The organism is Cupriavidus sp. CuC1 (assembly GCF_044627735.1).
Taxonomy (GTDB): domain Bacteria; phylum Pseudomonadota; class Gammaproteobacteria; order Burkholderiales; family Burkholderiaceae; genus Cupriavidus; species Cupriavidus ulmosensis.
Genome location: NZ_JBIUHC010000029.1, coordinates 1 through 20,901 on the forward strand (window position 1 = coordinate 1; position 20,901 = coordinate 20,901).

Genomic DNA, 20,901 nt, shown 5'->3' on the forward strand with positions numbered 1-20,901 from the left:
CGGGCGTCGCCCAATTCCGCAGCGCCAAACTCGTTGCTAGCCCAATCGTCGAGGTCATCGGTCTCAGTCACAGCTATCCGTCATGGTCAAAGAGGTCGACTGAAGTTAACACCGTCAGATTGTGTTTACAAGTAGCACTGCCTTATCGAGGACGCCGATTTGTGGGCAAACCTAAGCTCTGAGGGGAGAGGGAGAGACAGCCGTCGTCATGGCGCGCGGCTTTGGCCTGTTCGGCGGCTTTGCCTAATGCTTCAGGTTTGTCGGCAGGCTGAAAGCCGCCCGAAGGCGGCTTTCTTCGTTGTCACAACATCAAGCCGTCCCGTCGATCCGCACCGACAAGCCCGTGGCCGTGTAGATGGCCGTGGTCTTGTACCCCGGCACCGAGATGGTGGTGAACTGGCCCTTCAGGCTGGCGCTGGAAAGCAGGCTGATGGTGTCCCCCATCGCGGGCCGGAAGCCGCTGCGGAAGTTCACCGTCAGCGTGCCGCCCGCCACCGTGGCGATGCCGCTGACCGCGAGACGGCCGGCGCCGCCGCTGCCCAGGTCCAGTTGCAGCGTGGTATTGGCCAGCTGCGTGTAGGCGCCGGCGATCACCAACTGCGCGTCGGCGCTGGAAGCCAGCGTGCCGCCGCCGAGATAGAGGTCGCCCTTGCCGAATGCGGAGGCCGAGAGGGCCTGCAGCGTGCCGGCGGCGACCTGCGTGCCGCCGGTGTAGCTGTTCTGGCCGCCCAGGCGCAGCGTGCCGCTGCCCTGCTTGTTCAGCTTGCCGGCGCCGCCGATGTCGTTGCGCCAGGTGTCGAGCGCATTGAAGCCGCCCTGGGAGGCATCCATGTTGACCACCACGTCGCCGTTGAAGGCGCCGTAGCCGTCCGCCGCGGCGAACAGGTTGAGGCGGCCCCAGCCTTCGGCGTCGTCCATCACCGGATAGCCCGACGGCATCGCCGTGGTCTTCAGCACCACGCGGCGCTGGTTGGCATCCAGGTAAGGCAGGCGCGTTTCCAGCAGCACCTCGGCGCCCTTGGGCACCACCGCCGGCTTGGTGGTGTCGGCGATCTGCGCGAAGCCGAAGGTCATGCGCCGGTTGTAGTTGGCCTTGTTGGTGGCGTAGTCCGCGAAGCGGTCGGTGGCCGTGGTGCCGGAGTGCGCGAAGTCGTTGAAGGCCAGCTTGGTGTCGGTCTTGGCCGCGGCCATCAGCGTGCCGTGGGCCTGGTCATAAGCGGCGGCCTTGCGCGCGGCGTTGGCGCCGGTGGCGATGCTGGCGGCAGCGGTGGCCTGGCCCAGCATGCGGCCGCTGACCACGTCCAGCGGCGAGTGCATGCCGGCGACGATGCGGTTCTCGCCCAGTTCCAGGCCGCGCGTGACCATTTCCTGGAAGCGCTCGGGCACGGCATAGGCCATGGCGATGGCGTCGCGCACGGCTTCGGCGGTGTGGCCGCTGGTGAAGCCGCCATCGGTGGCGGGCGTGCCGCTCTTGGCCGGCTCCAGCGCGGGGACCACCTTGACGCTGCTGCTCCAGCGCCACGGGCGCGCGTACTTGTAGAAGCGCTTGGCCGGCTCGGTGGAGCCGTTCTCGCCGATGTTGCTGACAAAATCCACCACGGTGCCGAAGCTGGCGTTGGTGCTGCCGCCCACGCCGACGTTGTTGCCGCCGTCGTTGTACAGCACGGTGGTGGCGTCGCTGGCGATGCTGGTGATGGTGGTGGTTTGTTGCGCAGCGGCTTGCCAGGTGGCCGTCAGGGGGCCCAGGCCGTCGCTGACGCTGTAGCCCTTGTTGCGGCGGTCGTCCAGGTAGGCGGCCAGTTCCTGCGCGGCGGTGCGCTGCGCGGTCACGTTGGCCACGTACTGGATGTTGGCGCCGAGCACGCTGGCGTTGGGGATGGTGCCGTCGGTACTGTCGCGGGGGATGCCGGTCCAACTGGACGCGACCACGGCGGGGAAGCTGCCGTTGGCGGCCGCGGTGACGCCGGCATCGACGATCAGCGTGGTGGGCTTCCACAGGTCCAGGAAGCCGCTCAGCACGCGCACCCCGGCGTTGGTTTCCTTGGTGGCGTAGCGCGCGTCGCCGCGCTGGTTGGTGTAGGCGTAGTCCACGAAGGGCAGCACGGCGGCCTGGTCGGCTACCGGTGCGGAGTCGGCGAAGCCCAGGTCCTTGGGCGCGGCGGGGATCGACAGCGGCTGCGCGAGCGCGGAGGTGGTGGCATCGTCGCCACCGCCGCAGGCGGTCAGCAACATGGCGCCGATCAGCGCGGCGGTCAGGGCACGGAGGGAGCTTGGAGGAAACATGAGGCGCTGGCGCTAGGGCCGGTGGCATTGGGATCGGCGGAATGCTACGCAGCCATTGTGTACTCCTTATGACTATTAATGCACTTCTGCGGTGCGCTTCGGAGCGGGAGCCACTTCGTCTCAGCCGACGGTCGATCGCCGCCCGTATGACGCTCGAAAAGGGACAACTGCTCGGTGGGCATCGCGATGGGAACGCGAGTGCAGGTCCCTCCCAACTTACCCGGTGGGCCACGATGTCAAGGCACCGTATGCCATTCGCATAGGTTGCAGCGCACGAGACCCTTGTCGCGCGGGTGCTATCCTTCCCGCCGACACGCATCAAGACAGAAGGCATGCGAAAAAGCTGGCAACGATGGCGTCTTCCTGTTCGACCGCGGAAGAGGGTGTCGGCTGATATGACGCGGGCCCATTGACTCCGTGGCCTGGCAATCGAGAGGGAAGTCAGCACGTCAACTGTTTTGGCCCGTCGACCAAGCCGTTTATCCGAGACCACGCGGGCATGGTGCGCATTGCCAATGCCCGCCAACAATGAGCCATGGCCCAAATGCCGCCGTACCTCGATTACCCCGCCCTGATGGCGCTTGCCGCTCACTCAGAGAGCGTCGCGCAGGCGTGCTCGTGCTGCAAGACGCTTTCGTCCGCTTGGGAAAGCCAGCCCGTCTCCTATCCGGAGGAACAACTCCGCGAAGCCGGCACGCTGCGGGCAGCTGACGATGAATCAGACGACGAACCGACGTTTGGCGAATACCATCCGGACCGCACGCAGTTCTGGTCTCCGGCTGCGCCGATCGCCCCGCGGTATTTTCCATATAACCGGTGCGACGTCTGGGAATGTACCGTTTGCGGCCGCCACTTCTTGCGCTACGTCGAGGGCGGCGGCTATTTCGTTGACCGACGGATTCGCCAGCTTAGGGCTTCGCTGGTGGTCGATGCCGCGCTCTGAAGCGCCCAACGAAATCGGCAGTCCCGCCACCAATAGCGGAAACGGCACGGCACGCGCCTTCTTCGTCTGCTTCTTTTTGCCCCGGCGCTTGCGCGGGGCGGCAAGCTGCATCCGTCACATCGATACCGAGGATGCCTTGCAATCCTCCTGGTGACGCGCGCCAGGCTTAAAAGCACACTGTTGGCCGCAGGGTTCCAGTTCGTCACATGTCTGCCTATTCTTAGTGGTGAGAGTGCATCGTCGTGTCCAACGCAAAGCGGACCAGGCTTGCTACTCATTACCCCATGACAGACCATTCCCCCTCAGCGCCGGACCGGGCAACGCGCCGCCGGCTTGCCATCCGCCTCTCGGCTGCCGCCGCGGTGCTTGCATTCATCGTCTGCGCAGCTTGGTATGCGACCCGGGCCGAGCCGGTGGCGGTGCAGACAGCCAGGGTCGACACGGGGCGGGTCGAGGCCACTGTCGCCAATACCCGGGCCGGTTCGGTGTCCGCCTGCCGGCGGGCAAAGCTGGCGCCGCCGGCGGCAGGGCGCATCGAGGTGCTGAAAATCCGCAAGGGCGATCGCGTGAAGACTGGCCAGGTCCTGCTGGAACTCTGGAACGAGGACCTGCTCGCGCGCGATCGCCTTGCCCAGGAGCAGTTGCTGACGGCCACGGCGCATGTGCGCGAAGTGTGCGAACTGGCCAAGGTGGCGGCCAGCGACGCCAGGCGCTCGCGCGGGCTGGTGGCCAGGGGCTTTATATCCTCCCAGGCCTTGGAGCGGGCCGATGCCGACGCCAGTTCCAGGAGCGCGGCGTGCGAATCCTCCAAGGCCCAGGTGAAAGAGGCTGGTGCGCGGATCGCGGGGTCCCGCGCCGATATCGCGCGCACGGTCCTCAAGGCGCCTTTCGACGGCGTGGTCGCCGAAGTGAATGGCGAAATAGGCGAGTACCTGACGCCGTCGCCGCCCGGCATCCCGACACTGCCGGCGGTGGACCTGATCGACGACTCCTGCCTCTACGTGTCGGCCCCGATCGACGAGATCGACGCGGCGCGCCTGCGGGTGCGCATGCCGGCACGCGTCACCCTGGACGCCTATCGGGGCAAGCACTTTGTGGGCAAGGTGCGGCGCGTCGCGCCCTATGTGCTGGCCCAGGAGAAGCAGGCCCGCACCGTCGAGGTCGAGGTGCAACTCGACAACCCGGACCCGGCGCACTACCTGCTGGTCGGCTACAGCGCGGACGTGGAGATCGTGACCGACGCGCACGACCCGGTCTTGCGCGTTCCCACCACGGCCCTGAGATCCGGCAATGCGGTACTGGTGCTGACCGCCGGGGGCAAGCTGGAAACGCGCAAGCTCGATACCGGGCTATCCAACTGGGAGTTCACCGAGGTAAAAGCGGGCCTGGAGCGCGGCGCGCGGGTGGTCACCTCGCTGGACCGCAGCGGTGTCCGCGCTGGCGCCGCCGCTGTCGAAGAACAGCCGGCCCCCGCGGGAGGCACGGCGAAATGATCCGGCTCCAGGGCATCAAGCGCGCTTTTGCGCTCGGCGGCGAGACGGTGCATGCGCTGCGCGGCATCGACCTCGCGGTGGCGCAGGGGGAATATCTCTCGATCATGGGCCCATCGGGCTCGGGCAAGTCCACGCTGCTCAATATCCTGGGCCTGCTCGATCGTGCCGATGCCGGCACCTATGCGCTTGACGGCCGCGACGTGACCGCCTTGCCGGACGACGAACTGGCCCGGCTGCGACGCCAGAAGATGGGTTTCGTGTTCCAGTTCTTCCACCTGGTGCCGCGGCTGTCCGCCGCGGGCAACATCGAGCTGCCGATGGTGCTGGCGGGCATGGATCCGGCCGAGCGCCACCGCCGCCTGGCTGCGCTGCTTGGCGAATACGGCCTGCAGGACCGCGCCGGGCACCGGCCGGACCAGCTCTCGGGCGGTCAGTGCCAGCGGGTTGCCATTGCCCGCGCCATGGCCATGCATCCGCCGGTGATCCTCGCCGACGAGCCAACGGGCAACCTGGACCGGCAGACGGGCCAGGATGTCCTTGCGGTGCTGGAACGCTTGCACGCGCAGGGGGGAACGCTGATCCTGATCACGCATGACCCGGAGCTCGGTGCCCGCGCGGCACGCCAGCTGCGCATGGTGGATGGCGCCATCGTCAGCGACCAGCCCCAATGCCCGCCCCGAACCCAGCCCCGAACCCAGCCCCGATAGGTCCGCCAACATGCGCATCGCCGACGTGTTCGATTTCACCTGGCAGGTACTGCGCGGCAACCGCGCACGCAGCCTGTTGATGCTGCTGGCGATGAGCATCGGCGTGGCCGCCGTGGTGACGGTGAGCGCGCTCGGCGAGGGGGCCAGGCTGTATGTGGTCAACCAGTTCGGCGCGCTGGGCACCAACCTGGTCATCGTCTTGCCCGGACGCAGCGAAACGGCGGGCGCGGCACCCGGGATCGTGCTGGGCGCGACCACGCGCGACGTGACGCTGGACGATGCGCTTGCGCTCAAGCGCAGTCCTGCCGTGCTGCGCATCGCGCCGCTGATCGTCGGCGACGGTGACTTGCGCGTGGGCGCGCGCCGGCGCGAAGCGCCGGTGCTGGGTTCCACCGCGGAGTTGCTGGCGGTGCGGCATATGGCCCTGGCCCAGGGCAGCTTCCTGCCAGAAGGCGACCCCCACCATAGCCAGCCCGTCTGCGTGATCGGCACCAGGGTGGCGGCGGAGCTGTTCGGCGCGCGCCCGGCCCTGGGTGAATGGCTGCGCATCGGCGACCGGCGTTTCCGCGTGATCGGGCTGCTGGCCGGGCAGGGCGAGTCGCTGGGCTTCAATACCGATGAGATGGTGATCGTGCCGCTCTCCGCGGCCCAGGCCCTGTTCGATACCGATGCGCTGTTCCGCGTGCTGATCGAAGCCAGGAGCCGCGAGCAGATCCCGCACGCCAAGGCCGACGCCGAGGAGATCATCCGGCAGCGCCACGAAGGCAAGCGCGATATCACCGTCATCACCCAGGACGCGGTGCTCGCCACCTTCGACCGCATCCTGCGGGCGCTCACCCTGGCCGTGGGCGGCATCGCCGCCATCAGCCTGGCCGTGGCCGGCATTCTCATCATGAACGTGATGTTGATTGCCGTGACCCAGCGGCGGCAAGAGATCGGGCTGCTCAAGGCACTCGGCGCGACCGCCGGCCATATCCGGCTGCTCTTCCTCACCGAGGCGGCACTGCTGGCGCTCGGCGGTGCGGCGACGGGCCTGGCGGTGGGGCAGGCTGGCTGCAGCCTGGCTACCCGGCTCTATCCGGCGATCCCGTTCACCGCGCCCTGGTGGGCCTTGCTGGCGGCACCAGCCACTGCGGTGGTAACGGCGGTGGTGTTCACGGTGGCGCCGGCACGGCGCGCGGCCAGCCTCGACCCCGTGCAGGCGTTGTCGCGGAGATGACCATGCGCTACGCCGACTTCATCCGCTTTACGCTCGCCTCACTGGCCGCCCACCGGCTGCGTACCTTCCTCACCGCGCTGGGCATTGCCGTCGGCATTGCCGCGGTCATCCTGCTGACTTCGATCGGCGAAGGGCTGCATCGTTTCGTGATCCAGGAGTTCACCCAGTTCGGCACCAACCTGATCGGCGTGACACCGGGGCGTACCCAGACCCACGGCGCCTCGCTCGGGTCGATCAACACGGTGCGCCCGCTGACCATCGACGATGCCATCGCCCTGGGCCATGCCCCCCACGTGCGCGTGACCAATCCCCTGGTGCAAGGCAATGCCGAGATCGATTACCTCGGCAAGAGCCGCCGCGTCACCTTGTATGGCGTCGGGCACCGCTTCACCGAGGCGCTGAGCATGCGCGTGGCCACCGGCCAGTTCCTGCCCGACGACGATCCGCGCGCCGCGCGGACCCTGGCCGTACTCGGCGCAACCGTGGCACGCGAACTCTTCGGCAGCGACAACCCTTTGGGCGCACGCATCCGTGTCGGCGGGGAACGCTACCGCGTGATTGGCGTGATGCAAGCCAAAGGCCAGATGCTGGGCTTCGACCTGGACGATACCGTCTACATACCGGCCGGCCGGGCGCTGGACCTGTTCAACCGGGAGAGCCTGGTGGAGATCGAGGTCACCTACGACCCGACTGCGCCGCTCACCGAGGTGGAAGCAGGCATCAAGCACGTATTGAGCGCGCGCCATGGCTTTGAGGACTTCACCGTCACGCCGCAGCAAAAGATGCTCGAAGTGTTCGGCGCAGTGCTCGATGCCATCACCTTCGCGGTAGCGGCGATCGGTGCCATTTCGCTGGTGGTCGGCGGCGTGGGGATTCTCACCATGATGACCATCGCGGTGGCCGAACGCACTTCGGAGATCGGCCTGCTGCGCGCCGTCGGCGCAACCCGGCGCCGCGTCATGCTGCTCTTTCTCGGCGAGGCGGCGGTGCTCGCGGCCGTCGGCGGCATGGCGGGTTTGCTGCTGGGGTGGAGCCTCTCCCTGTTGATCGAAGCCGCGTTGCCGGCTCTGCCGGTCCACACCCCATGGTCGTATGCCGTGCTCGCCGAACTGGTGGCGGTGGTGGTCGGCCTGGCTGCCGGCGTCCTCCCGGCGCGCAAGGCCGCGCAGCTGGATCCGCAGGAGGCGCTACGTTCCGAGTAGGGCACGGCCACGCTCGCCATGCCCTCGATCAGCCCCGTGCGGCGGGATGCATAGCCGCACTCACAGAGATGCCAGACCTCGCTGCGAACTGGTCATTGAATCTCATGAGGCTTGCAGCGCGCGCCAGGGCCTTTGATAAGTCGGCTTTATCGAACGCGCCCAATCAGGCCTGGATGCGAGAGGCATGGATGCGCGGGCGCCTGGCTCGCCACGGCAGTGCCTCCTCGAGCGCCGCCGCTACCTGGAGCAGCGTCGCTTCGTCGCACATCGGCGCGGCGAATTGCACGCCTAGCGGCAGTTCGCCGGACATGCCAAGCGGCAGCGAGATCGCCGGCGTGCCGGTGACGTTGAACAGCGGCGTGAAGGGGCAGTAGTCGAATACCTTGTCGCACCAGCCGCGCGCGTCCAGCGAGGTGTCGTCCTGGTCGAGCAGGCCGAGCGGGGCGGTAGGCACGCGCGTGACCGGCGTCACCAACAGGTCGTAGCGGGTAAAGAACTCGCCGACCGCGCGCGAGACCGTGTTCATGGCGGCTAGCGCCAGTTCAAGGTCGAGCGCCTTCAACGTCAGCCCGTGCTCGATGCAGGCGCGCGTGCAGGCTTCCACGCCGCTGCCGTCATAAGGCCGCCCGATCCATTGGCCGGCACCCAGCGCGCTGGCCGCAAGAAACGAAGTCCAGGCAGTCATATTGGCGCGCGCGAACGACTCGGCGCAGTACTCGGGGCTGGCGTCTTCAACCTGGTGCCCAAGCGCTTCCAGCGCTTGCGCCACGGTCTGCACCGCGGCAATGCAGTCCGCATGCGTTTCGCCGGTGCCGGGGAAGCGGGTCGAGACGGCCACGCGCAGGCGGCGCGGCGGGGTGTTGATGACGCTGGCATAGCGCTGGGCGGGGCGTTCGATATGGAACACCGCTCCGGTGTCCGCGCCTTCCACCGCATCGAGAATGGCCGCGCAATCGCGCACGCTGCGCGTCAAGACGAACTCGGCGCCCAGGCCGAGCAGCGGCATGCCGTGGTCCGGCCCGGCCGGCGTGCGCCCGCGCGAAGGCTTGAGGCCGACCAGCCCGCACGCGGCGGCCGGGATACGGATGGAGCCGCCGCCGTCGTTGGCATGCGCCACCGGCACGATGCCGGCCGCCACAGCGGCCGCGGCGCCGCCACTGGAGCCGCCGGGGCTGTGGTCCGGATGCCAAGGGTTGCGGGTCGGGCCATGCAGCCGGCATTCGGTGCTGGCATTGAATCCGAACTCCGGCGTGGTGGTGCGGCCAAAGGTGGCAAAGCCGGCCCGACGGAACCGCGCCATCAGTTCCGTATCGGCCGCCGGCACGACCCGGCCAGCCGTCATTCGCGAACCATGATCGCAATGCACGCCGCGCGCATGGAGCACCAGGTCCTTGAGCAGGAAGGGCACGCCGGCAAACGGGCCGTCGGGCGAGTATTCGAGCGCCACGGGAAAGGCTTCGATCAGCGCGTTCAGTTGGGGGTTGATGCTGGCCGCGGCGGCACGCGCGGCCGCCAGCACCTCGGCGGGGGATACGCGCCGCGCGCGGATTTCCTGCGCGAGACCGGTGGCATCGTAGCCTGCATATTCAGTGATATTCATTGTGTGCTGTCCCCTGTCCGGGCGGAGTCACGATCGGCTCCGCGCCGCCAGTCGTGGCTGGCGGTACAGGCATTTGAACAGCGCAGCGGAACGGAGGAAACCGTTCAATTGCAGGACCCCGGGTCCCGGCTCCAGCCGGTTGGCAGCTAGGGGCGAAGCCGCCCGGCCAGTGCGCCTTTGTCGCCGATGCCCAGCTTGGCGTAGGCCTGCCGGAGATGGTGGCGCACCGTGGTCGGGGCGATGCCGAGCTGCCGGGCCACTACCTTGTGGGTCTGCCCGGCCGCGAACAGTCGAGCAACGGCCAGTTCGCGCGGCGTGAGCACGCTGACTGCTCCGCGCGTGCCCGCGCGTAGCAGTACCAGATCCCCCACCCTTTCTCCCGACAGCCACACGCATGCACCGGTGAAGCCCGCGCCATGCGCGTGCAGCAGGGCATGGCGCGCTTCGCCCGGCAGCGTGATCCCATTCCATTCCCGCCATTCCAGCGCCATCAGTTCACAGAACGATTCGTCGGCGTACTGCAGGAAGCCGCTGGCGTCGAACAGCGCGATCGCCGTGCCTTCGGTGGCGTTGCCCTGGCTGCGCATCTCGCGCATCCGACACAGCCGGTTCTGCTCCAGCGCCGCAGCCAGGTGAGCGATCACGCATTCCAGCACCCAAAGGTCGCGCTCGGCGTAGGCCTGCCGCCGCGGTTTGCGATACAGCGACAGGTGGGTGGTGCGATGCGCCGGCGCGGCAAAGTGCGCACCGCACAGGACATGGGCGATGCCATGCCGCCGGCACAGCGCGCGCAGCGGCAGGGCCAGCGGCTCGCGCGGCACCGATAGCGCGACCGTCCTGCCCGGCCCGCCGGCTACCAGGCCCACCAGCGGATCCTGTCCCTTCACCTGCTCCCAGTCGGCGAGAAAGTCAGGGGCTGCGTTGTGGGTATGGCTGCTGTGCAGTCGCGGCCCCAGCGGCGTGAGCGTCGAATGCCCGAGCCAGGCGCTGTCGAAATCCATATGCTCGTGCAGCAGGTCGAAGACGCGTTGTTCAAACACACCGATGCGCTCAGTGGCTGCAAGCTGGTAAAGCGACAGCAGCAGCAGGCGGCTGACACTGCCCGCCAGTTGGAATTCGCGGGCCTGCGCCGCGGTATCGCGCGCGATGTGCTGACGCATTGTCATCTCCTGGGCATTGTCAGGTTGCTGGGTCGATCGCGTGGGATGTGGTGATGAAGAAATCGAAACCACTCTATCACGGTCAAGTTTCCAGGCCGGCGGCATCGGTTGCGTGTTCGGCGAAATCCCGGCTCTTCAGACTTTCCCTAGAAGTAGTATTGCCCGCTCTCGCTCCAAAAGACTGGAACGGCATCCAATGCCTCGGGAGGAATGCCTCCTTTCTCGACATATTCTCGAAAGGCGCGCAGCGCCACCTCTCGGGACGAGTAGGGCTCAAACGCGGCATCGTTGAGGTCCAAGGCGCATTGGCCTTGCAGTATCAGCGTCTCACCACGAACACGCAACGCCCATCCGCGGCAGTCTTCAGATTCAGCGGCTATTGGCCCGCCAACGAAATCATCCGAATAGACTCGACGTCTTATCCGCGCCGGGCGCATGGACCCAGGACGACCACACAGCATGGCCGCGATGTGTTCGCGCAGGTGCCGTTGAAAGTTGGAATCGATAGCTTGCCCGGGGTTTATCGCAACCAACCACGCGTCCAGGACTTCGCAAGCTTTTTGTGCCGCGTTGTTGATCGCAGTTTCAGTATCGACCGAGCCAAGGTGGCGCGAATGACATGCTTCTCGTTGGCCTGGCGGTACGTCTTGAGGTACGAGGGTCTGTGGCAGACCAAGTGTGCGGAGTACCTTGTGCAGTTGGGGTGCTGCCACCCCGGAGTTGCCTTGCTCGATAGAAATCAGCGTCTGTACGCACACGCCGCTCTGATTCGCCAGGCCGTATAGCGTTAGTCGACGGAAATCCCTCGCTTTCCTGATCCTAGCGCCCAGTTCAGCTAGTTGTCCGGTCAGATCAGATTCACAGTTGTAGCTCACGAGGGCCTCCGGATTGGGTAAGCCAACATTGGAGAATTGAGGGGGGGAATACCAGACCTTTGATATTTCCAGGCAATGGAGGTGTCAGGTTGAAGAGAACGCTTTGCTGGAAACGTCGGTCACCCGAGATAATCTATTTCATATCTTTACATAAATAGCCGGCGACGACTGCCGCTATTATCTACCGTTGGTGCGCTAGCGCACCAACGCCCAGAAGACAAGTCCGGCACATTCATACAATAGAGAAGGCGACGAAAGACAGAGAAGTCGGTCAGTCGTGGGTGTCTCTTGCAGACTTACCCCAAGCGGTGCGATCCCTCCAACCATTCCGAGGTCATGGAGAGTCAGCCAGAGCCAGTACCAGTCAGGGTTGTGCGCACACAGCTTGCTTGCGCGAAATGCCGTGCCGTTCGACGAAATCTTGGGAGACTCGCATGCACGTAGGGGAGAGGGGATTTCGCGTGATCGTTGGACGGCTCGAAATCCGAGCCGTCCACTTTAACGTGACCGGAATCCAGTGGGTGGAAAAGTCGATCGCCCACGGTTTTGCGGTGTATAGCAAGGTCAAAAACGGCGATTTGCGGCTGGAGGGTACACACTCCGCATTCGACGACGCCTTTACATACTGCCTGCTGGCATTTTCTCCCAGAGGGCCTGCCACAGGGCACGTTATTGGGATCCTCATTGCCAACTACAACTGGAAGGCTAGCCAAAACAGAGTCCTCATTAACCTGCGAGGTACCGACTAACTGGACCAGACTATTGGCCTGGTTCTGCGCTGCACGTTTCGTGAACAGACTACCGGGTCTACCGACACGGACACCGGGCACCGCGTGGGTTCGAGGCGTCGAACTTCTCTTCATCTCGGTGACGAAAGGACTACTTCCAGGGACCAGGCATTCATGATGCCCTGCTAGCCGTGTTGGACGCCGGAGCGCTGCTCGTGCGCGCGTGATGCAAGAAGGATTTCGGAATATATTTTACTGAAGGCCTCGACGCAATATGCGCTGTACGTAACTTATTCGGCGTTCCGCCAGGACCTTGGTCCATGACAAGCGCATGAAAAATACCGCTCAAAAACCTATGTGTTAACCCTGATATAACTTGGGTTTAAGTATGCGCTACATTAAACTCTGCTGTCCTGCTACCACTCGCTTTGCCATCTCGGTGGCGTGTGCATTTATTTGCATCAGATGATTTTGTCGAGGTCATTTCAACTCGGCAAAGCCATGATTGGTTGCGCATGTGGTGAGCAGTTCGATGCAACATTTTTCGTCCGAGCCGTTGGAGTCCTTCAGGAATATCGCGAACGGCAAATTGCCACGCATCTCGTAGCATCCCTACCAATGCGCGCCCGGGCCAACGGTTGCACAAAGGCGGTCCTCCTCACAACGGAACATCCAGCTTTTTTCGCGCGCTATGGTTTTTCGCTCACCTCCGTGGATGCGATTCTGAAACAGGTGGAGTTATCCAAGACGTTTCAACGACGCTTTGGTGCGAGCACAAACTATATGTGTCGTCGCCTTGACTGAGGCGTCGTCAGCTTTCTGCCCAAGATATATTGGCTTCCCCGAGAAAGTACGCGCTCAAAAACGCAGGTGAGGGAATTGCTAAAGCGTGCGTTAGCGCTGCAGGCGTTTAAATCGCGTAATCGGTGCGAGCGGAGTCCATTGACCTTGGCAAACGCGACAACGGGTCAAGAAGGGTCATCCAGTCTGGGTGACCGAGCGGCACGCCTAAAGTTCGGACTCATGGTGCCGTTATCAAACCAATCGCGCTGTTGAGCTTCGGAGAAGGTCCGCGAGCTACGGGGCGACAGGTAGAGGATCGTTCTTGGGGGATGTGCGGATTTAATAACATCCTCGATCCTTTTCCGCACGGCGTCCTATGTTAGGCACATCCATGCACTGAGCGATTGATGTCGCTAGCGTGGGACTTCGGCGCAAACAACCTGGTGATGGTGGTCCCGACCGGGATTCGGGATGAACCCGGGATCTGAAAGAAGAGCATCTCGTGCGCTGGACCTTGAAAAACCGCGCGGCATTGGCGACGGCACTGGTGGTGTCGCTGTTCAGCGTTGCACTGGCCGCGATCGCACAGTATTACGCCTATACCAGCCTGAAAGAGCTTCTGCAAGCGCAGCAGTACACCCAGGTCAAGCTTGTCGCTGAGCAACTCAATGAGAAGTTCGAAGGACGTGCCGTCCTGCTGCGCACCCTCGCGCGACAACTGGCGCCAATGCTGGAGCGTTCGCCGGAGGAATTGAAGGCGTTTGCCAGCCAGGCCGCCTCCATACCCGAGGCATTCAACTCGGTATCGCTGATCTGGCCGGATGGCCGACTCGCCTTCAACACGGCCATGCCAACCGGCCAGCAGTTTCAGTTGGCGGACCGGGACTACGTGCAAGGCATATTGCAAGGTGCATCCACATTCTTCTCCGAGCCATTGATTGGCCGCAACAATGGCGCACCGGGCTTCGTGATTGCCGTCGCACTTCGCTCGCCAGACGGTCGGTTGCGAGCCATCGTGATTGGCAGCCTGAACTTGCTTCGCGACAACTTCTTGCTGGACGTCGTGCGCAATCGCGTGGGTGCCACCGGCATGTTTTGCCTGGTGTCGTCCGGACAGAATCCCCTCTACGTGATGCATGCCGACCGGGCGCAGTTGATGAAAATTGCTAGCGCCGTGGGCGAGTCCTGCGGCACGGAAAAAGCGTATTCCCCCTTCGAGATTCTCCAGCCGACCCAGCCAATCGTTGCAAGGTACCTGCTCAAATCCAACGGCTGGGAACTCGTGGCCACGCTTCCCGCAAAAGAAGCGTACTCGCCGCTGACCGAAGTCCGTCGCAAGGTTGTGCTAGCGGCAGGTATCGGCCTGCTCGTTGCAGTTGGCCTGATGTGGATCGTGGTCCGGCACCTGCTGGTGCCGCTGGAGCGGCTGCATCGTGCGATCCAGCGGAACCCTGCCAACCTCAATGAGCTTTTACCCAAAGCCGATACACCGCGCGATGAGGTAAGCGAGCTGACAATCACTTTTTCGCGGGTTATCAGGCAATTGGTGGAGCGCGAATCGGCGCTGCAAAAGGCGAAGGAGGAGGCGCACGCGTCAGAGAGGCGCATCCAAACCATCGCCAACCAGGTGCCGGACCTCATCTCCTACGTCGATGCGCAGGGACGCTATGTCTTCGTCAACACAGCTTACGAGCGCCGATTCGGGCTGCCGGCTGCCAGCATTGTCGGGCTTTCCATGCAAGAACTGTGGGGTGCGCCCGCCTATGCCGAGATGAAACCCTACCTGGACCGCGCTTATGCTGGGGAGAGCCTGACCTTTGATCGGGTTCCCCGTGACACTCGCGAATATCAATGCCTTGAGATCACCTATCAGCCGGCTCTGGTTGAAGGTTGTGACATCGTGCAAGGCCTGCACGTCTTCGTGAGAGATGTGACAGTGGAGCGCGCACAGGTCAACCGGCTGGAACAACTGACCCTTGCGGATCATCTGACCGGACTTCTCAATCGGAAAGGCTTTGATCGCTACCTGTCCGCGGCCATCAAGCGTGCCGACCAAAACCAGAGCTCGATGGCGCTCCTTTTGGTGGACCTGGACGGATTCAAATGCGTGAACGACAGCTACGGGCACGCGGTCGGGGACAAGCTGCTCGTTACTTTCGCCGAGCGGCTCGCCTTGATTGTCCCGCAAGCGGGCGCCACCGCACGCATCGGCGGCGACGAATTTGCCGTCGTTCTGGACAATGTCAAATCCTCGGATGAAGCGGAGCGGGTTGCACAAGCCATCATGGAATTTTCAGCCCACCCTTACATTTATCCGGGGTATCAGGTGACGGCTCGCGCAAGCGTTGGCATAGCGCTGCGCCGCCGCGACAGTGGTCGGGTTGCGGCCGGTCAGACTGCCGCAGAACTGTTCTCTCGCGCCGACGCTGCGCTATATGGGGCAAAGCACGATGGGAAAGGTAGATTCTTGGTATGCGAGGCTGAAGCGGATTGAGACTGTCTCAATGCCGCGGCACCCAAGAGGTGCACAGGCATTTCTCACAATTGTTCACCATTCCTGCTTTCATCCCATGCCAGAATCCACCGGGCGAATCGCGACTCGCTACCTTTAATAGGCGGTAGGCTATCTTTTCCACCTACACCCAATTTCTCTCCTTGCAACAGTGCTGAGTAGAGCAAGTGCATGACATTAGTGACTGAATTCCTAGGATTTCTACTCTTCGAAGCTCTGTGGTTCATTCCCTATAGCAGGGCCTTCAAAGCTGCTCGCATTAACGGTTACTACGCCTACCTCGCATTGCTCCCCATCATCGGCCCGCTGATCTGCACCTGGATCCTTGCCTATCGCTCCCTGCCTCCCAAGTCCTAGGGGGAGTTTCCGGCTTTCCAGTCTACCGGGTGGGCTCAATGTTCGAGGGAATCACTGCAAACGAAACAAGACGCTCCAAGATCAGCCGCTTCGTCGCGTTGGACGCCACCTGACAGTCGAGTCGAAGAAGTCTCGGTTGCAACCCTTGGCAATGCGTTGCCGCGCCGGATTGGCGATCAAGGTGGGCGACCGTCTGGCGGCGATTCGGTGGCGCGGCGTAGCTGCCTGGCTACATGCGATACACCACCCCGACCCAGGCGCTGCGCGGCGCGCCGGGGGCGACGAACAGCGCGCTGGCGTTGTCCTCCGGCGTGACGTGCGGGCGCAGCAGGTTGCCGGGGAACAGGTCGTTGGAGATCTGGCCATAGGTCTCGTAGCGGCGGTCGAACAGGTTGGCCACGCGTGCGTAGATCTCGAAGTGCTTGTTCACGCGGTAGGACGCACGCAGGTTCACCGTCGCGTACCCGGGCGTGCTCCAGTCCGCGTACTTGGGCGCCTTGCCGGGCTGCGGGTTGGCGCGCAGGCCGTCTTCATTGCCGTTGGCAGGGCTGCTGGACACGCCAACCAGGTCGGCGCCCAGGGTCAGGCCGGCCAGCGCCTGCCAGTCCACGCCCAGCTTGATGGTGTGTCGCGGCACGCCTGCCCTGCGCATGCCCGGCTTGACGTCGATGGTGCGCTCTCCCACCGCGAGCTGCCCGTTGGCCTGGTAGGTGGCCTGCAGATAGCTGTAGCCCAGGCGCAGCGTGAAGTCGCCCAGGCGCTGCCGCGCGGAGAGGTCGAAGCCCTGGTTGCGGGTACGGTCGAAGTTGGCGAAGTAGCCCTGCTGGGTGTTGGGCGCGCGCAGGAACAGGATGTCGTCGTGATTGTCGATGCGGTAGAACGTGCCGGACACCTCGGTGTCCTTCGACGGGCGCCAGCGCGCGCCCGCCTCGTAGGAGTGCGACACGACCTGCTTGAGGTAGGGGTCGGCCTGCAGGCCGGCGGGCAGGCGGCAGGGCTGGGCCGGATCGGCGCAACCCAGCTCCAGCACCGTCGGCACCCGGTTGTTCTGGGCGTAGCCGCCGAACACCGAGACTCCGCCGCCCAGCTTCTGGGTCAGGCCCAGCGCGGGATTGAGCCGGCGGTAGGTGAAGCTCTCCTGCGGTTGCTCGCTGCCGTCGCTGTTGCGCAGCGTATTGCTCACGGTGACGTGGTTCCACCTGGCCGAGGCGGTGAGGAAGGTGCTGGGCGTCAAGGACCAGGTATCGGACAGGTACAGGCCGACCGCGCGCGAGGTACCGCTGACGCCGGAGAACAGTTGGTTGGGCGCGTTCGGGTCGGCGACCACGCCGCGGTCGTCGGTGAAGGTGGCGAGCTGCTCGTACTGCGAGTAGGTCAGGCGGCTGCGGTCGAAGGTCAGCCCGGCGTTGAGCAGGTGGTGCTCGGTTTCCTTGGCCGCGCTGAGCGCCATGCCGATGGATTGCTGCCACATATGCGTGGTGTTGAGCACCGCCGGGTCCAGCGCGGCGCCTTCGGCCCGGGTGAAGCCGCAGCGGGACTTGCGCGGGCTGCCGTCGGCGGTGAAGCCGTCTTCGCAGTCTTCCGTGTAAGTGTCGTAGTCCGGGTTGATGTCGCCGTTGGTGGTGTCGCGACGGCTGGTGCGCACGTAGGCGAGCATCGCGGCGCTGGTCTTGTCGTCGAACCAGTGGCGGCCGTTGAGGGCTACCTGGGTGACCTGGTTGCGGGTCTTGTCCGGGTAGGTGTATGCCGCGGCGCGGTTGCTTTCATAGAGGCCGGGCAGGAGGGCATTGCCGCTCGCGCGGTAGCTCGGCACCAGGCCGTTGCCGATCAGGGTGCTGCGCCCGTGCAGCAGGGACACGTCCCAGCTGGTGGTCTCGCCCTCATGCCCGGCCTTGACGAACAGGTTGCCGAGCCGGCCTTCGGCATGATCGCGCCAGCCCTGTTCCTGGAACAGGGTGCCGGCGGCGAAGGCGTGCCAGCCGCTGCCGCTGCGGATGCCGCCCGACAGGTCGGCGCGCTTGCGGTTGCCGCTGCCATAGGACAGGTCGGCGGTGAAGCCGGGCGAACTCAGGCCGGAGCGGGTGGTCATGGCCAGCGCGCCGCCGAGCGTGTTGAGGCCGTAGGCGGGGTTGGCGCTGGAGACCAGCGAGACGCTCTCGAGCGCGGCCTCGGGAATCATGTCCCAGCTGACCACGTCGCCGAAGGGTTCGTTGACGCGGATGCCGTCCAGGTAGATGGACAGGCCTTGCGACGCGCCGGGGATCGGCGAGGCGCGAAAGCCGCGGTAGGTGAGGTCGGACTGGAAGGGGCTGCCCTGGATGTCGTTGATATTGACACCGGTGAGGTAGCGCGCCAGGTATTCGGCGAGGGTGCCGGCGCGCTTGCCGTTCAGGTCGTCGCCGCTGACCGTCTGCACCGTGTACGGCACGAGATCGCGGTCCACGCCGATGCCGGGCAGCGGCGCGGTTGCCACTACCATCACTTCAGGCAGCGTGGCATTGTCCCCGATTTGCACACCATTGTCCTGTTGTGCAACAGCGGGCAGGGCGGCCAGCAGTGCCACGGCCAGTGCGATGGCGGTGGCCGCGCGGCGGCAAAGCGCGCCACGGCGCGGCGCCAGGCGCAGGGCAGCGCCTCCCGGCACGGCCCTGCGCCTGGGCGGGGGTAGGTTGGCTGGCATCTTGCATCTCCTCGGAATGATCGGCCGGGGCACCTGCGTTGGGTGCCGGCTTGGTGGAAACAACTTGAGGGACAGGGAGCAGGTTCCGTACCTCGGGTTTCGGGAAAACCTCCCGATCCGCCAAGCGATGCCCACCGGCCACTGCAACCTTCCGGGAGGCGTCATTGCCATGACGATGTCTCGCTATCTGTTAAACCGTGCCATCTGGATCTGCGCGGCCTGCCTGTGCTGCGCGCTGGCGGTGGCGCTGTGGCTCGCGGTGCGCGCCATCGGCGACGAGCGCCGTGGCGCCGACGCGATGGCGCAACTGATTCCGCGCCTCTCGGCCTTGCAGGTGGCGGCGCCGGCCGAACGCGAGGGGCAGCTTGCAGCCCTGCGCGCCATCAATGCCTCGGCGCAAATGCGCCACTTGTGGCTGCATCTGGAGGACGCCACGGGCCAGGTGCTGGTGAGCGCGCCGCAGCCACGGGATAGCTCCGCCTGGGGCCGCCTGCTCGCCCTTGCGAGCCCAAGGGCCGATGCGGCGAGGCTGGAAGGCACCTGGGAGATCCGCGCCCGCGACGGCACCGCCTACCGCGCCGCCTTGCGCTGGAATCCTGAGAGTGAAATCCAGGAAGCCCGCGACGACATGGCGGGCAACCTCGCCGTGCTTGCGGTCTACAGCACGCTGCTGCTGCTTGGCATCCACTGGGCTCTGGGACGGGCCCTCGCCCCCCTGCAACAGATCCTGGACGCTATCCGGCGCTACGAAGACAAGGACTACAGCGTGCGCCTGCCGTCCATGCGCACACGCGAGATGGACCAGATCCGCCGTGCGCTTAACCACCTGGCTGGCGCGCCGGACGAAACCCAGGCCGAGCGCCGCGCCCTGAGCCGCAAGCTGCTGACAGCCCAGGAAAGCGAGCGCGCACGCCTGGCGCGGGAACTGCACGACGAGTTCGGCCAGGTGCTCACCGCGATGCGCGCCGACACCGCCTACCTGGTGCGCAAGAGCGCGCATGAGCCCGTGCTGCAACTCGTGGCCAACGACCTGGCCGGGCATTGCGCCAGGATCCAGCACGAGGTGCGCCACCTACTGCACCGGCTGCGGCCGCACGGCGTGCAGCCCGACGGCCGGCTGGCCTCGGTGGAACGCCTGCTGCAAGACCTGGTGCAGGCCTGGCGCGGCCAGCCGGGCCAGCAGGTGCGGGTGGACTGCGAGGTGGCGCTTGGCGGCGCGGCGCCAGGTCCCGACTTGGTCCTGACGCTGTACCGGATGACGCAGGAAGCGCTGACCAACGTGATGCGCCATGCCGGCGCGCGCCGCGTGGCGATCCGCATTGCCGCCACGGCGGGCGGCGAGGTGCGCTGGAGTGTGGAGGACGACGGCAAGGGCATTGCCGACATCGCCGCGGCGCTGCAACGCAGTCATGGTCTTCAGGGCATGCAGGAGCGCGCCTGGGCGCATCTCGGCACGCTGCGCATCGAGCCGGTTGCGGCGCCGGGAACCCAGCCTGCCACGCCGGGCTGCCGCCTGAGCGCGAGCTTTCCGCTCGCGCCGCAAGCCGCTGCCCAGCCAACCCAACTGCATGGGAGCCATAGCGAATGAACACCATCGACGTTGTCATTGCCGACGATCACGCGGTAGTGCGCACCGGATACCGGCGGCTGCTCGAACTGGAGGAGGGCGTGCGCGTGGTGGCCGAGTTCGGCGATAGCGACGCCGCCTATGCCTGGCTGACACAGTATCCGGCCGACGTGCTGATCCTGGACCTGTCGATGCCAGGGCGCGGCGGCATGGAAGTGCTGCAGCGGCTGGGCGCGAGGGTGCCCGCGTTGCGGATCCTGGTGTTCAGCATGCACGACAGCGCGGCCATCGTAAGCCAGGCCATGCGGGCCGGCGCCGCCGGCTACCTGACCAAGAGCAGTGCGCCGGAAGCGCTGGTGGACGCCGTGCGCAAGGTGGCCCAGGGGCGGCAGGTGTTGTCCGACGATGTGGCGGGCATGGTCGATGCCGGCAGCCGACCACCACCGCATCTGGCCTTGTCGCCGCGCGAGTTCGACCTGTTCCGCCTGTTCGCCCGTGGCACGGCCATCGAGGAAGTGGCCGCCCAACTCTATCTCAGTACCAAGACCGTGGCGAACTACCAGACGCTGATCCGCAAGAAGATGGGCCTGGCCAACCGGGTGGAAATGCATCGTTATGCGGTGGAGCACGGCTTCGGCTGATCGCCTGTTTCAAAACGGGACAGGCCTGGCGTGAGCGCCTGCTGCGTGTTCCATGGCGGGACAGCGGCGCGCAGCGCATTGCACAAGCCGCGGCCCGGCAGCAGCGCCTGCCGGCCCATGAAGCCATGCCGGACAACGCCGTGCCCGCAAT

15 protein-coding genes are annotated in these 20,901 nt (G+C 65.3%); 10 read left to right on the top strand and 5 right to left on the bottom strand.

Annotated features, from left to right (window positions below; translation table 11 throughout):
- Window positions 1–309 precede the first annotated feature (309 nt).
- Window positions 310–2,283, bottom strand: coding sequence for a phosphatase PAP2 family protein (locus tag ACGLHR_RS14855; RefSeq protein ID WP_400094773.1), 1,974 nt, complete (start codon window positions 2,281–2,283; stop codon window positions 310–312).
- 544 nt (window positions 2,284–2,827) lie between these two features.
- On the opposite strand from ACGLHR_RS14855, the gene ACGLHR_RS14860 reads away from it, so the two are divergent.
- The 5 genes from ACGLHR_RS14860 (at window position 2,828) to ACGLHR_RS14880 (ending at window position 7,847) form a co-directional block, all read left to right on the top strand.
- Window positions 2,828–3,226, top strand: coding sequence for a hypothetical protein (locus ACGLHR_RS14860; protein WP_400094775.1), 399 nt, complete (start codon window positions 2,828–2,830; stop codon window positions 3,224–3,226).
- Window positions 3,227–3,510: 284 nt separating this feature from the next.
- A complete protein-coding gene (locus ACGLHR_RS14865) occupies window positions 3,511–4,719 on the top strand; it encodes an efflux RND transporter periplasmic adaptor subunit (RefSeq protein ID WP_400094777.1) in 1,209 nt (402 codons plus the stop codon).
- Window positions 4,716–5,426, top strand: coding sequence for an ABC transporter ATP-binding protein (locus ACGLHR_RS14870; RefSeq protein ID WP_400094778.1), 711 nt, complete (start codon window positions 4,716–4,718; stop codon window positions 5,424–5,426). Before ACGLHR_RS14865 ends, ACGLHR_RS14870 begins: the two co-directional genes overlap by 4 nt.
- A 10-nt stretch (window positions 5,427–5,436) precedes the next feature.
- Window positions 5,437–6,645, top strand: coding sequence for an ABC transporter permease (locus ACGLHR_RS14875; protein ID WP_400094780.1), 1,209 nt, complete (start codon window positions 5,437–5,439; stop codon window positions 6,643–6,645).
- A gap of 2 nt (window positions 6,646–6,647) precedes the next feature.
- Complete coding sequence (locus ACGLHR_RS14880; protein WP_400094782.1) at window positions 6,648–7,847, top strand: ABC transporter permease; 1,200 nt, start codon at window positions 6,648–6,650, stop codon at window positions 7,845–7,847.
- 163 nt (window positions 7,848–8,010) lie between these two features.
- Here ACGLHR_RS14880 and ACGLHR_RS14885 read toward each other — a convergent pair whose 3' ends face one another.
- From ACGLHR_RS14885 to ACGLHR_RS14895, 3 genes are all read right to left on the bottom strand, one after another.
- Window positions 8,011–9,447: an amidase gene (locus ACGLHR_RS14885; protein WP_400094783.1), complete on the bottom strand. Its 1,437-nt coding sequence runs from the start codon at window positions 9,445–9,447 to the stop codon at window positions 8,011–8,013.
- A 146-nt stretch (window positions 9,448–9,593) separates the two neighbouring features.
- Window positions 9,594–10,607 (bottom strand): response regulator transcription factor, encoded by a 1,014-nt coding sequence (locus tag ACGLHR_RS14890; RefSeq protein ID WP_400094785.1) that lies wholly within the window; start codon window positions 10,605–10,607, stop codon window positions 9,594–9,596.
- Between the two features lie 146 nt (window positions 10,608–10,753).
- The gene (locus tag ACGLHR_RS14895) at window positions 10,754–11,482 is read right to left on the bottom strand and encodes a helix-turn-helix domain-containing protein (protein ID WP_400094787.1); all 729 of its coding nucleotides are present in this window, start codon (window positions 11,480–11,482) and stop codon (window positions 10,754–10,756) included.
- Window positions 11,483–11,916: 434 nt separating this feature from the next.
- Between ACGLHR_RS14895 and ACGLHR_RS14900 the strand changes: the two genes are divergently transcribed.
- The 3 genes from ACGLHR_RS14900 (at window position 11,917) to ACGLHR_RS14910 (ending at window position 15,487) form a co-directional block, all read left to right on the top strand.
- Window positions 11,917–12,231 (top strand): hypothetical protein, encoded by a 315-nt coding sequence (locus tag ACGLHR_RS14900; RefSeq protein WP_400094788.1) that lies wholly within the window; start codon window positions 11,917–11,919, stop codon window positions 12,229–12,231.
- A 480-nt stretch (window positions 12,232–12,711) separates the two neighbouring features.
- Window positions 12,712–13,014 carry a GNAT family N-acetyltransferase gene (locus ACGLHR_RS14905; RefSeq protein ID WP_400094866.1) on the top strand — a complete coding sequence of 101 codons (303 nt, stop codon included), beginning with the start codon at window positions 12,712–12,714 and terminating at the stop codon, window positions 13,012–13,014.
- 481 nt (window positions 13,015–13,495) lie between these two features.
- The gene (locus ACGLHR_RS14910; RefSeq protein ID WP_400094789.1) at window positions 13,496–15,487 is read left to right on the top strand and encodes a diguanylate cyclase domain-containing protein; all 1,992 of its coding nucleotides are present in this window, start codon (window positions 13,496–13,498) and stop codon (window positions 15,485–15,487) included.
- Window positions 15,488–16,091: 604 nt separating this feature from the next.
- On the opposite strand, the gene ACGLHR_RS14915 is transcribed toward ACGLHR_RS14910, so the two are convergent.
- Window positions 16,092–18,542 (bottom strand): TonB-dependent receptor, encoded by a 2,451-nt coding sequence (locus ACGLHR_RS14915; RefSeq protein ID WP_400094790.1) that lies wholly within the window; start codon window positions 18,540–18,542, stop codon window positions 16,092–16,094.
- A 169-nt stretch (window positions 18,543–18,711) separates the two neighbouring features.
- On the opposite strand from ACGLHR_RS14915, the gene ACGLHR_RS14920 reads away from it, so the two are divergent.
- Both ACGLHR_RS14920 and ACGLHR_RS14925 read left to right on the top strand, forming a co-directional pair.
- A complete protein-coding gene (locus tag ACGLHR_RS14920; RefSeq protein WP_400094791.1) occupies window positions 18,712–20,130 on the top strand; it encodes a histidine kinase in 1,419 nt (472 codons plus the stop codon).
- Window positions 20,127–20,750 carry a response regulator transcription factor gene (locus tag ACGLHR_RS14925; protein WP_267602382.1) on the top strand — a complete coding sequence of 208 codons (624 nt, stop codon included), beginning with the start codon at window positions 20,127–20,129 and terminating at the stop codon, window positions 20,748–20,750. The genes ACGLHR_RS14920 and ACGLHR_RS14925 overlap by 4 nt, the downstream gene beginning before the upstream one ends.
- Window positions 20,751–20,901 lie beyond the last annotated feature (151 nt).